Raw genomic sequence first — 12,621 nt, forward strand, 5'->3', positions numbered from 1 at the left:
CCTCCGTTCGGAGTGTCGCTCATGAGACAGGCGGACGCGGACGCGACGCTGTCGGAACTCGACCGCGCCATCATCAACGCGTTTCAGGGCGGGTTTCCGGTCGTCGAACGTCCGTTCGACCCGGCGGCGGCCGCGCTGCGCGAACGCGGCGTCGACGTGACGGCGGACGAACTTCTCGCACGCGTGCAGACGCTCGACGAGGAGGGCGTCCTCACGCGCTTCGGCGCGCTCGTCAACGCCGAGAACATCGGCGGCGCGGCGACGCTCGTCGCCATGCACGCCCCGCCCGAGCGCTTCGAGGAAGTCGCGGAGTTGGTGAACGCCCACCGCGAAGTCGCGCACAACTACGAGCGCGAGCATCCGCACCTCAACATGTGGTTCGTCGTCAGCGTGGCCGATGAGAGCCGCGTCGACGAGGTGCTCGCGGAGATCGAGGCCGAGACGGGCCAGGAGACGTACAACCTGCCGAAGATGAACGAGTTCCGCGTCGAGGCCAAGTTCATGCTCGACGGGCCGGTTCCCGACGGCGACGTGGACCTCTCACACCTCGGCCCCGACGTGGAACCCTCGGGCAGGCCGACGCTCACGCCGGACGAGCGCGACCTGGTCGTCGAGATACAGGGTGGGCTCCCGATAACGGCGACGCCGTACGCCGACGTCGCCGACGCGATAGGCGCGGAGACCGAGTGGGTCGTCGAGACCGTCAAGCGGTTCGACCTGGAGGGGAAGGTCCGCCGCGTCGGCGTCATCCCGAACCACTACGCGCTCGGCTACACCGAGAACGGGATGACCGTCTGGAACGTCCCCGACGAGGTGGTCGAGACGGTCGGTCCCGCCGTCGCCTCGCTCGACTTCGTCACTCACTGCTACCGTCGCCCCCGCCACGAGGGCGTCTGGCCGTACAACTTCTTCGCGATGACCCACGGCCGGAGCGAGGAGGAGAGTCAGCGCCGCATCCAGGAGGTCCGCGAGACGATGAGCGAGTACTGGGAGGTCGGCGACGACGACTGGGACTCGCTGTTCTCGACGCGCATTCTGAAGAAGACCGGAATCAGGCTGGCCGAACGCGCGGAGGCGAACACCAGTGAGTGAGGAACTCGCGGAGGTCTTCACTCGGTACGCGGTGTGCCGAGTGGGCTCACGGGAGCGCGGCTACGCGAGATGATTCCGCTGTTTCACGACTTCGCGGACGAGACGGTGCTCGTCTTCGGCGGCGGCGCAGTCGGTGCGCGGAAGGCGCGACGCTTCGCCGACGAAGCCCGCGTCGTCGTCGTCAGCCCCGAGTTCGGAGGCGACGGCGGCGATGCCGACACCGACGAGTTCGGCGGCGCGGAACTGGTCCGCGCCGCTCCCGCCCCCGACGAGATCGTCGACTGGGTCGATCGGTTCGACCCGGCGCTCGTCGTCGCGGCGACGAACGACGAGACGGTGAACGAGGCGGTCGAGACGGCGGCGAAGGACGCCGGGGCGCTGGTCAACCGGACCGACCGCGCGGGAAGCCGCGACGCCCGCAGCGTCGTCGTCCCCGCGACCGTCGACGACGACCCCGTCACCGTCGCCATCTCGACGGGCGGACGGAGTCCGGCGCTCTCGAAACACCTCCGCGAGCGAATCGAGGCGGAACTCGACGGTGCGGGTGCGATGGCCGAACTGACCGGAGAGATTCGCGCGGGACTGAAAGCCGAGGGCGTCGACCCGACCGAGCGACGCGAGGCGGTTCGAGCGGTCGTCGGCTCGTCTCCCGTTTGGAAGGCTTTACGTACGGGCGAATCCAACGCCCGGAGAGAGGCCCAGCGCGTGATACGGAACAGAGGTGAGTCCCCGTGATGGAAGAAACCGGCGTCATCTCCGGCGTGAGCGTCTCGCACGTCAACGCGACCGTCGACGAGGTCGGAGCGGCCTGCCACGACGACGTCCGGGCGACCATCTCGGCCCTCCTCGACCGCGACGGCGTCGAAGAGGCGTACGTCCTCCAGACGTGCAACCGCGCGGAGGCGTACGTCGTCACCGAGCGACCCGCCCTCGGGGCGGCGGCGCTGGCCGACTTCGCCCCCGACGTCCGCGACGGTGCGGTCGTGACGCTCGACCACGAGGAGAGTCTGCGCCACCTCATGCGCGTCGCCGCCGGACTGGAGTCGCTCGTCCTCGGTGAGGATCAGATTCTCGGCCAACTCCGCCGCGCGGAGTCCGAGGCCCGCGCCGTCGACGCCGTCGGAACGATGCTCGAAGACGCCCTCCGCAAGGCGATTCACGTCGGCGAGCGCGCGCGCGCAGAGACGAAGATAAACGAGGGCGTGGTGTCGCTCGGCAGCGCCGCCGTCCGCCTCGCCGAGACCGAGACGGCCGTCGAGGGCTCGACGGCGCTCGTCGTCGGCGCGGGCGAGATGGGCGCGCTCGCGGCGCGAGCGCTCGATTCGGCGAACGTGGACCGACTGCTCGTCGCCAACCGGACCGTTCCCCACGCCGAACACATCGCGGCCGAAGTCGCCGCCGACGCGTCGGCCGTCGCGCTCGACGCCGCCGCCGCCGCCGCGGGCGAAGCCGACGTGGTCGTCACCGCGACCAGCAGCACCGACTACGTCCTCGACGCCGAAGCGCTCGCCGGGGCGGGCGAGACGGTGCTCATCGACATCGCCCAACCCCGCGACGTCGACCCCGCGGCCGACGAGCTCCCGGACGTGGTCGTCCGCGACATCGACGCCCTCGAAACCGTCACCGCCGAGACGCGCGAACGCCGCCGCTCGGAGACCGACGTGGTCGAGGCGATGATCGACGACGAGCTCGCGCGCCTGCTCGACGCGTACAAACGGAAGCGCGCCGACGACGCGATCAGCGCGATGTACGAGAGCGCCGAAGCGGTCAAACGCCGGGAGTTACAGACCGCGCTGTCGAAGCTCGACGCGCAGGGCGAGATGACCGACGAACAGCGAGAGACCGTCGAGGCGCTCGCGGACGCGCTCGTCGGCCAGCTGCTCGCCGCGCCGACGAAGTCGCTGCGCGACGCCGCCGCCGACGACGACTGGACGACCATCCAGACGGCGATGCAGCTGTTCGACCCCTCCTTCGGCGACCGCGACCGCGCGACCCCCGACGCGCCGGCGTTCGAGGCGAGCGAGGCGTCCGACGAGGAGGACGCACCGCCGCACGTCTTCGAGCAGTGCTCCGACGACTGACCGCTATTTTCGGTTCCGTCGACTGCGAACGCGGGTAAACGTTAACCAGCCGCCGGACGACTTCCAGCGCATGGCCGAACGACTGGACGACGACGAGATCGAGCGCCAACTACCCGACGGCTGGGAACGCGACGACGACGAAATCGTCCGCGTCTACGAGTTCGACGACTACCTCGCGGGCGTGCAGTTCGCCACGCAGGTCGCCGAAGTCGCCGACGAGGAGTTCCACCACCCGGAGATGATCGTTCGCTACGACGAGGTCGAAGTCCGCCTCACCAGCCACGAGGCCGGCGGCATCACCGACCAGGATATGCGCGTCGCCTCGCTGTTCGACGACGAGTACTGATGGACGCGGCGTACGTGTTCCGGGTTCGGTTCCGACTCGAGCCGTCGGCAGTCACGGCCGCGCCCGACGAGTTCGAGACGGTCGTCCGCAAACCCGCCTCCGCACCGGGCGACGACGACTGGCTGTTCTTCTTTCACAACTTGTGGCGCGGCGACGTCAACGACGACCGACACGCCCGCTCGCTCGCCGAGTCGTGGCTCTCGGTTCCCGTCGTCGACGTCAGCTTCAGCGAACTCGACACCGACGGGGCGTACCTCGACGCGCTGAAGCGCGAGATCGCCGCCGACCTCGGGCGATTCAACGCCGACAACGTGAGCGAAGTCCTGCACAAGTATCTCGGCAGTTCGATTCGCGTCCGGTGAGCGGCCGCCAACGACAGCACACGCCGTCGGTCATCGTTGCCGCCGTCGACCGTCGTTACCGCCGTTGACCGTCATTGTCGTCGTTGACCGTCGTTGCCGCCATCGACCGCCGTTGCCGCCTCGTTGCTGTCGGACTTCGGTTCGAACCGAACGTTCGAGAGGTGGTGACGCTCGCCGGAACCGTTTTATCCGCGAATCGGGTAGATAATCGTCTGATATGGGCACCGACGTCTACGACTTCTGGCTGTTCGACCTCGACGGAACGCTCATCGACGCCGACTGGGGGTACACGCGACGGACGTTCGACCGGGTCGGCGAGCGTCTCGGCCGGACGTTCTCCGACCGAGAAGCGGAGATTCTGTGGCACGGCCTCGGGGGTGCGCGCGACGCACAGCTCCGCGAGTGGGGCATCGACCCGGCGGAGTTTTGGCCCGCGTTCCACGCCGTCGAAGACCCGCAGGCCCGCGCGGAGGCGACGTACCTCCACCCGGACGCGGCGTTCGTCGCCGACCTCGACGCGCCGGTCGGACTGGTGACGCACTGTCAGCAGTTTCTCGCCGACCCGGTGCTGGAGCGACTCGACATCCGCGACTGGTTCGACGCCGTCGTCTGCTGTACCGACGACACCGGCTGGAAACCCGACCCCGGCCCGGTGACGCACGCGATGTCTGAACTCGGCGTCGGCGAGTCCGACCGCGGCGTCCTCGCCGGCGACGGCGCCAACGACGTGGGCGCGGCCTGGAACGCCGGCCTCGACGGGATTCACGTCGAGCGACACGACCCCGAGCGTCGCGGCCAGTGCGTGCTCGCCGACCGTCGCATCCGCTCGTTCGAGGAACTGTCGGGGAAGTAGACCGGCCCTGATTACTGCGGGCGGACGAGAACGCGCCCGTCGCAGAACAGCGCGAACACGAGGCCCCGGTACGAGAATCGGACGGACACCGACTCGTGGTGGCTCCCGTCGGCGGCGGGTCCGAGCAGCCCTTCGAGCGCGTCGGGGTCGACGGCTTCGAACAGCGGCGCGCCCTCCGTCGCGGCCACGCCGCTGTACGTCTCCAGTGCGGAGGCGATGGTCGTCACCAACTCCTGGGTTCCGTCCCAGTCGTGGTGTGCGAGTAGTTCCCAGCCGTCGTCGGCCAGGAGCAGCGACTCGTCGACGACGCGTTCGAGGCGTTCGAAACTCTCGACGCCGGCCTTCTGTACGTAGCCGCTCGCGTCGGTCCGCCGCGCTTCGTCGAGAATCGCGGCGTTGGACTTGCCCGAGAACAACACCAGCGGTAGCGACGCGTCCCTCTCGCGGACGACCGAGGCGAACAGCCGCCCGTCTGGAAGCGTCACCGAGTCGCTGACGACACAGTCGAACTCGCCGTCTTCGAGCAGCTCCAATCCCTCCTCACCGCTCTCCGCGTTCGTCAGTTCGAGCCGGTCTCCCTCCGGGTCGAGCAAACGGTTCGTGAGCTCCGTGACGTCCGGGTCGTCGTCGACGTGAAGAACCCTCGCCCTGTTTGACATAGCCCGCCTTTTCGGGAGTGAGCTGAAATACGTTTCTGCTATTCTCACTGTGTGAATAACTAACCTGTTTTGATATGTGAGGGTACGACGCGGAAAACTACCCCGCGACGCGCCCGTGGCTACGACATCTCGTAGCCGGAGAGAGCGTCCGTACGGTCGTCCGTTTCGTCGAGGACCGCTCGGAAGGCGTCGACGCTCGGCTTCCCCGTTCGCTCGGGGTTGGCGCGGACGCGAACGTCCTGCCACCCCAGCGAGACGAACCCGAGACCGAGTCGGTCGGCGGTCGTCCGCAACCCGACACCGGCGTCGGCGTCGCCGGCGAGCACGCGTCGGGCCGGGCTCTCGGAGGCCTTCACCGAACGGTCGAAGCCGTCGATCTCGGAGACGAGGTCGCGACGCGAGACGCCGCGTTCGTCGGCGAGGTCGGCGACCTGGTCGCCCAAACTGGCTCGGAGTCCGGAGTTCGAGTCCCGGTTGACGAACCGGAGGTCGTCGTCGACGAGCGACGAGACGCCGGTGACGCCCGCGGGGTTGCCGTCGGGGACGACGAGTCCCCACTCGCGTCGCCAGCCGCCGAGGTCGACGGAGTCGACGTCTCGGTCGTCCGGACCGGCGACGACGGCGACGTCCGGGACGCCGTCGCGGAGGCGTCGAAGCCCCTCCCGACTCCCGACCGGGAGATACCGCGGCGCGCCGAGGCGGTCGAGTAGACGGTTCAAAAGCGGGTCGTCCTCGCCGACGCCGAGAAGCGACGGCGGGCGCACGTCCGGCGAGAACAGCATCACGTCGACCGCCTCACCTTCGCCGAGATACTCGGTGTCGGGGTGGACTTCGACGATGCCGTCGGCCTCGACGAGGCTCGTCGTCGCGCCGCTACCTTTGTCGACGGGGTAGACGAGCGTCTCGCCGGCCTCGTCCTCCAACAGGCCGACCGGCATCAGTCGCATCCGCCCCTCGCCGTACCGCTCGCGGACGGCCATCTTCCCGCTCACCGTCGCCGTCTGCGGTTCCGGGACGCCCGCCGCGCGGCGAACCGCGGGCGCGACGAACGTCCGGAAGATGGTGAGCGCCGAGACGGGGTAGCCGGGGAGGCCGACGTAGGCGCTGTCGTCCAACCGCCCGACGAGCATCGGTTTCCCGGGTTTGACCGCGACGCCGTGGAGCAACAGTTCGCCCCTGTCCTCGATGACGCGGTAGATGACGTCGACCGCAGACGCCGAGGTCGACCCCGACGAGAGCACCAAATCGCACTCCTCGGAGGCCCGCAGGAGCAACCGCTCCATCTCGTCGTAGTCGTCGCCGGCGTGCGGGTAGAGCACGGCCTCGCCGCCGGCCTCCTCGACGCCCGCGGCGATGGTGTAGCTGTTCACGTCGTAAATCTGGCCGCGGGCGCTCTGCAGCGTCTCACCCGGTCGAACCAGTTCGTCGCCGGTCGAGACGATTCCCACTCGGGGACGGCCGCGGACGGGGACCTCGTCTCGACCGAGCGCCGACAGCAGACCGATTTCGCGCGGCGTCAGGAGCGTCCCCGGGCCGAGCGCCCGCGCGCCGGCGGCGATGTCCGCCCCGGCGAACATCACGCTGTCGCCGGGGGCGACGGCGGTTCGAATCTCGATCTCGTTCTCCCCCCGCTCCTCCGTCCGCTCGACGATGACGACGGCGTCCGCGCCCGGCGGCATCACGGCACCGGTCGATATCTCGGCGCAGGTCCCCGGTTCGACGGTCACGTCCGGTTCCGCGCCCGCGTGGACTTCGCCTACGAGTTCGAGCGTCTCGGGGTCGGCCTCGTCCGCGCCGAAGGTGTCCTTCGCGCGGACCGCGTAGCCGTCCATCGACGCCCGGTCGAAGCCGGGGACGTCGAGTTCGGCGTCGACGCGCGCTGCGAGTACACGTCCGCGCGCCTCCGCGAGCGGGACCGACTCCGGTTCGGGTTCGAGGTCTAAAGAGGCGATGGCGGCGTGGGCTTCCTCGGGCTCTGCGAGGTCGCGGAACTCCTTGCGTTCTGTCATGCGAGCTCACCTCGCAGGACAGAGCTCGGAAGTCGCAGCCCGCGCACCGAAGGGAGCAGGAACGTCTTCCGGTGTCCGCTCACGCCGACCACTCCCAGTTCTCGACGGCGACGGTCGCACCCGCTTCGAGCCCTTCGCGCTCCTCGGGGACGACGACCCAGCCGTCGGCGAGCGCGACGCTCGAGAGGATTCCCGACCCGCTGGCGCGCGTCGGCGTCGCTTCGAGGCCCTCCCCGTCGTCGCTCGTCTCCGTGCGGACGCGAGCGAACGTCCGAACACCGGGTTCGCTCGGAACCTTCCGAGCGAGCGTCGCCTCCCGGGTCGGGAAGGGGTCGTCGGGTAGGTGACCCGCGCGTTTGACCGCCGGGCGGAGGAACTGGACGGCGTTGATGACGCAGGCGACGGGGTAACCGGGGAGCATCACGACCGCCGTGCCGTCGACCGCACCGAGCGCGACGGGATGCCCGGGTTTCAGCGCGACGCCGTGGACGAACACCTCGCCGAGGTCGTCGACGACTTCGTACGTCAGGTCGCGTTCGCCGACCGACGAGCCGCCCGTGGTCACCACCACGTCGTGGTCGAGGTTCGACTCGACGGCCTCGCGGAGCGCGGCCTCGTCGTCGGTCACCACGTCGCGATAGCTGGCGTCGCCGCCCCACCGCTCGACGAGTTTCGAGACGGTGAGCCCGTTGGTCTCGACGACCTGTCCGGGTTCGGGGTCGCGCTGGACGAGCTCCTCGCCCGTCGGAATCACGGCGACCCGAGGCCGCTCGTACGTTTCGACTTCGCGGACGCCCACCGACTTCAGGAGGCCGAGGTCCGACGGTCGGAGTCGGTGGCCGGTGTCGTACAGCGACTGGCCCTCCGCGACGTCCTCGTCGGCGTCGCCGACGTTCTCGCCCTCCGCGAGGGCGTCGAACACCTCGACTTCGTCGCCGACCCGCTCGGTCTGTTCGACCATCACGACGGCGTCGGCACCGTCGGGCAGTTCGCTTCCGGTGTGGACGCGGACGGCCTCGCCGGGGTTCACGGGCGTCTCGTCGCTTTCGTCGCCCCCGTCGTCGGCTGCGACGAGTCGGAGGACGGTGGGTGAGCGCCCGGACGCGCCGAAAGTATCCTCGGCGCGGACCGCGTAGCCGTCCATCGCCGCGCGGTCGTAGCCGGGGACGTCGCGGGCGGCGGTGACCGTCTCGGCCAGCGCTCGGCCGTCGGCCGCTTCGAGCGCCAACCGCTCGGTTCGCTCGTGCGGGGAGACTGCCGCGAGCAGTCGCTCGCGGGCGTCGGCGACGCGCGTCCGGTCTTTGAATCCGGCGCGCCGCAGGTCGTCGTGGCTCATACGCCTCGTTGTAACCGGGGGGACAAAAGCCTCAACCTACGGGCGGTCGACGCGCCTCGCCCGCTCGTCGAGCGTCAGCGGCGAGCCAGCGCCGTTCGCCGCGTCCCCGGGGGTTCGACCGCCGGGTTTTTCGACCCCCGACCCGTAGCTACGTCCATGTCAGCGCTGCGCGACTCGTTGCGGGAACTGCCCAAAGCGGTGTTCGCCGACCTGTTGGAGAGCGACGAGGCGTACCTGCTCGTCGTCGATTTACCCGGCGTGACCGCCGAGACGGCTGACGTGCGATTCGAGGACGGTCGTATCGTCATCGAGGCCCGACGCGAGAAGAGCCTCCCACAGGAGTTCCGCTACCTCCGAGAGGACCGGTCGCTGTTCCTCGACGCGGAGCTCCCCCTCCCGCCGGACGCCTCGGGCGACGGTGCCGAGGCGTCGATGGACCGCGGCGTTCTCGAACTCCGCCTCCCCAAGCGGACGGCCGCTCCCGAGCGGTCGATTCCGATAACGGACGACTCCGCGGAGTAGGTGATCACACTGGTCAATCTGCGGGCATACTGGCGGTTCTTCGTCGTCTTTCGCCGATTCCTTCCGCTCATCGTCGCCTACACGAGAGACCGGAATCGGTTTCTCCTGTTCGGACGGTCACGGCAGGTCACAGCCGAGATGCAGGTCGAACGAGCGGAGGTGCTGCTCGACACGCTGTTGACGCTCGGGCCGACGTTCATCAAACTCGGACAACTGCTGTCGACGCGCCCGGACATCCTCCCGCCCGCCTACATCGACGTGCTGTCGAGTCTGCAGGACGACGTGCCGCCCGCGCCGTGGGAGGAGTCCCGGGTCGTCATCGAGGACGAACTCGGGCCCGTCGACGAGGCGTTCGACGCCTTCGAGCGCGACTCCATCAGCGGCGCGAGCCTCGGACAGGTGTATCTCGCCGAGTACGAGGGCGAACGCGTCGCCGTCAAGGTTCGCCGTCCGGGTATCGAAGCTCTGGTCGACGCCGACCTCCGGGTCATCAAGTGGTCGATTCCGCTCGTCTCGCGGTTCGTCGGCGAGGGTCAGGCGTTCTCGCTCGACAGCCTCGCCGACGAGTTCGCCAAGACGATTCGAGAGGAGATGGACTACGGCCGCGAACGCGACATGCTCGTCCAGATCCGTTCGAACTTCGAGGAGAACCGCGACATCGTCATCCCGCGGCCGATAGACGACGTCTCGGGTCCGCGCGTGCTCACGATGGAGTACGAGCCGGGCGTGAAGATAAGCGACGTCGAGCGGCTCGACGAGATGGGTATCGACCGCCACGAGTTGGCGGTCAAGCTCCAGGAGATCTACCTCCAGATGATAATCGAAGACGGCGTCTTCCACGCCGACCCCCATCCCGGAAACCTGGCCGTCGACGAGACGGGGTCGATCATCTTCTACGACTTCGGGATGAGCGGCACGGTCGACGCGTACATCCAGGACAAGATCGTCGAGTTCTACGTCGCCGTCGCCAACCAGGACATCGACGGTATCCTCGATTCGCTCGTCGAGATGGGGACCCTCTCGCCGGAGGCCGACCGCGAGGTGATGGCGAACGTGATGGAGCTGGCTATCGCCGACGTACGCGGCGAGAACATCGAACAGTACCGCGTCCAGCAGGTCATCCAGCAGGTCGAGGACACCATCTACGAGTTCCCGCTTCGTCTCCCCCAAAATATGGCGCTGGTGCTCCGGGTCGCCACCGTCGTCGAGGGCGTCTGCGTGACGCTCGACCCCGACTTCGACTTCATCGAGGTCGCGACCAACTACCTCTCGGAGACCGGCTATCGAGAGGAGACGGCCAAACAGCTGGTTCAGGACGCCGGGCGACAGCTGCAGCTGACCTCGGAGGCGCTCGTCACCGTCCCGCCGAAACTCGACCGCACGCTCGACCAACTCGAACGCGATAACGTCACCGTCAACGTCCGAATCGAGGACAAAAACGACGTGTTCGACCGCCTCTCCCGACGCATCGCCTACAGCCTCCTCTTCTCGGTCGGCTTGCTCTCGGCGTCGATTCTCTACTCGTTCGGCAACGACTGGCGTTTCGCCGCCGCCGCCCTCGGCATCACCCTGCCGGTAGGGTTCCTGTTGTACCGGTCGCTGCGCAAGCGTCGCAAGGGAATTCGCGCTCGGCCGCAGTTCACCCGGCAGAGTATGCGCGAACGGCGCGGCGACTGAGACGAGTGTCGTCGCGACCGGTCCGGGTTGACGACCGAACCGTATCGTCGCGGCCGGTCCGGGTTCACGACCGAACCGTATCGTCGCGACCGGTCCGGGTTCGCGGCCGAACTGTGTCACGCGTTATCGTCGCCAAACCGCCTCTCGCGGCGAAGATACCCGTCCTCACGATTCGTTTCCAAACCGTTTATACCGGCGCCTCGGTAACTCCGTGGTATGGCGAAACAGCAGAAACAGGTTCGCGAACTGCAGGAAGGCAGCTACGTCATGATGGACGGCGCCCCCTGTAAAATCAACCACTACAGCACCGCCAAGCCCGGTAAGCACGGCAGTGCGAAAGCCCGCGTCGAGGGCCGCGGCGTCTTCGACGGGAAGAAACGCAGTCTCAGCCAGCCTGTCGACGCGAAGGTCTGGGTCCCGATCATCGACCGGAAACAGGGTCAGGTCGTCTCCGTCACCGGCGACGACGCGCAGGTGATGGACCTCGACACCTACGAGACGTTCACGATGCGCATCCCCGACGGCGAGGACTTCTCGCCGGAGAGCGAAATCGAGTACCTCGAGTACGAAGGCAACCGAAAGGTCGTGTGATGTTCCCCGGGGCGACCGCCGAACGCAGTGACGCGAACTTCGTCATCGTCGGTGCGCCCCTGGACATCTCCACGAGCTTTCAGCCAGGGGCCCGTTTCGGCCCCGACCGCATCAGGCGGTTCGCCGAAACGTTCGACGACTTCGACCGTCGAACCGACCAGTTCTTTTCGGACCTCTCGGTCCACGACGCGGGCGACCTCCACGCATGGAGCGACGTCGCCGAGTACGTCGAGTTCCTGAGCGGCGAACTCGGCGACGCGGTCCGCGACGGCGCCGTGCCGATCACCCTCGGCGGCGAGCACACCGTCACCGCCGCGGGCGTCCGCGCCGTCGACCCGGACGTGTTCGTCTGTCTCGACGCCCACCTCGACCTCAGAAGCGAGTACGCCGGCGACGAGTGGAGCCACGCCTGCGTCACCAGACGCGTCCTCGACACCGCCGACGAGGCGGTCATCCTCGGGGCGCGAACCGGCTCTCCCGAGGAGTGGGAGCGCGCAGAGAGCGACGACGTGACCGTCGTCGCACCCGAGGACGTCGCCGACTGGGAACCCGCGTTCGACGCCGACACCTCCGTCTACCTGAGCGTCGACATCGACGGCGCGGATCCCGGTTTCGCGCCCGGAACGGGGACGATGGAACCGTTCGGACTGACGCCGCGCGAGATGCGCGACGTGGTTCGAGCGGTGGCTCCGGCCACCGACGGCTTCGACGTAGTCGAAGTGAACGACCGAGACGACGGCCAAGCCGCGTCGCTCGCCGGAAAACTGCTCAGAGAGTTCGTCTACGAGCACGCGGTGACGAGCGAGTAGCCGTCGCTCGCCCGTCGGTCTGTAGAAACGCGAGCGACGCCGCCGTCTCAGCGGCGAAGCACGCGTCGCATCTTGCGCGTGATACTGCGTTTGGTTCGACGCGGTAATCGACGCCAGACGCGAAGCGCACTGCGGAACTTACTCATAGTAAGTCACCTCGTGTTTCGCTCGCAGTAGCGTGTTCGCGAGACAGTCGGATAATCGCGGTGGCTGCACTTGCAAGTCGGACGGTCGCCGTCGGAGTTGATCTCTATGGCCTCCGGATGCTATCCGATGCGACCTCG

13 protein-coding genes are annotated in these 12,621 nt (G+C 68.2%); 10 read left to right on the forward strand and 3 right to left on the reverse strand.

The annotated features are described in order from the left end of the window. Positions 1–21: 21 nt before the first annotated feature. From ahbB to DV709_RS12835, 6 genes are all read left to right on the forward strand, one after another. Positions 22–1,092, forward strand: a complete 1,071-nt coding sequence (gene ahbB, locus DV709_RS12810) for a siroheme decarboxylase subunit beta (protein ID WP_117594813.1) — start codon at positions 22–24, stop codon at positions 1,090–1,092. Positions 1,093–1,161: 69 nt separating this feature from the next. Then, positions 1,162–1,827, forward strand: coding sequence for a precorrin-2 dehydrogenase/sirohydrochlorin ferrochelatase family protein (locus tag DV709_RS12815; RefSeq protein WP_117595315.1), 666 nt, complete (start codon positions 1,162–1,164; stop codon positions 1,825–1,827). Further along, positions 1,827–3,173 carry a glutamyl-tRNA reductase gene (hemA, locus tag DV709_RS12820; protein ID WP_117594814.1) on the forward strand — a complete coding sequence of 449 codons (1,347 nt, stop codon included), beginning with the start codon at positions 1,827–1,829 and terminating at the stop codon, positions 3,171–3,173. The genes DV709_RS12815 and hemA overlap by 1 nt, the downstream gene beginning before the upstream one ends. A gap of 70 nt (positions 3,174–3,243) precedes the next feature. Further along, complete coding sequence (locus DV709_RS12825; protein ID WP_117594815.1) at positions 3,244–3,519, forward strand: 4a-hydroxytetrahydrobiopterin dehydratase; 276 nt, start codon at positions 3,244–3,246, stop codon at positions 3,517–3,519. Next, entirely contained in the window at positions 3,519–3,881 is a 363-nt protein-coding gene (gene lwrS, locus DV709_RS12830; protein WP_117594816.1) for an LWR-salt protein, read from the forward strand. The genes DV709_RS12825 and lwrS overlap by 1 nt, the downstream gene beginning before the upstream one ends. Before the next feature lie 217 nt (positions 3,882–4,098). Continuing rightward, positions 4,099–4,734 (forward strand): HAD family hydrolase, encoded by a 636-nt coding sequence (locus DV709_RS12835; protein WP_117594817.1) that lies wholly within the window; start codon positions 4,099–4,101, stop codon positions 4,732–4,734. 11 nt (positions 4,735–4,745) lie between these two features. Here the strand turns inward: DV709_RS12835 and DV709_RS12840 are convergent, their stop codons facing one another. The 3 genes from DV709_RS12840 to DV709_RS12850 form a co-directional block, all read right to left on the reverse strand. Next, the gene (locus DV709_RS12840; protein ID WP_117594818.1) at positions 4,746–5,393 is read right to left on the reverse strand and encodes a HalOD1 output domain-containing protein; all 648 of its coding nucleotides are present in this window, start codon (positions 5,391–5,393) and stop codon (positions 4,746–4,748) included. 119 nt (positions 5,394–5,512) lie between these two features. Further along, on the reverse strand, positions 5,513–7,402 hold the full coding sequence (locus DV709_RS12845; RefSeq protein ID WP_117594819.1) for a molybdopterin biosynthesis protein: 1,890 nt from the start codon (positions 7,400–7,402) through the stop codon (positions 5,513–5,515). Between the two features lie 79 nt (positions 7,403–7,481). Then, on the reverse strand, positions 7,482–8,738 hold the full coding sequence (locus DV709_RS12850) for a molybdopterin molybdotransferase MoeA (RefSeq protein WP_117594820.1): 1,257 nt from the start codon (positions 8,736–8,738) through the stop codon (positions 7,482–7,484). A 156-nt stretch (positions 8,739–8,894) separates the two neighbouring features. Between DV709_RS12850 and DV709_RS12855 the strand changes: the two genes are divergently transcribed. The 4 genes from DV709_RS12855 (at position 8,895) to speB (ending at position 12,337) form a co-directional block, all read left to right on the forward strand. After that, positions 8,895–9,260 carry an Hsp20/alpha crystallin family protein gene (locus tag DV709_RS12855; RefSeq protein ID WP_117594821.1) on the forward strand — a complete coding sequence of 122 codons (366 nt, stop codon included), beginning with the start codon at positions 8,895–8,897 and terminating at the stop codon, positions 9,258–9,260. After that, entirely contained in the window at positions 9,261–10,937 is a 1,677-nt protein-coding gene (locus tag DV709_RS12860; protein WP_117594822.1) for an ABC1 kinase family protein, read from the forward strand. A 216-nt stretch (positions 10,938–11,153) separates the two neighbouring features. Further along, positions 11,154–11,528 carry a translation initiation factor IF-5A gene (locus DV709_RS12865; RefSeq protein WP_117594823.1) on the forward strand — a complete coding sequence of 125 codons (375 nt, stop codon included), beginning with the start codon at positions 11,154–11,156 and terminating at the stop codon, positions 11,526–11,528. After that, a complete protein-coding gene (speB, locus tag DV709_RS12870; protein WP_117594824.1) occupies positions 11,528–12,337 on the forward strand; it encodes an agmatinase in 810 nt (269 codons plus the stop codon). Before DV709_RS12865 ends, speB begins: the two co-directional genes overlap by 1 nt. Positions 12,338–12,621 lie beyond the last annotated feature (284 nt).

The organism is Haloprofundus halophilus, from assembly GCF_003439925.1.
GTDB lineage: Archaea > Halobacteriota > Halobacteria > Halobacteriales > Haloferacaceae > Haloprofundus > Haloprofundus halophilus.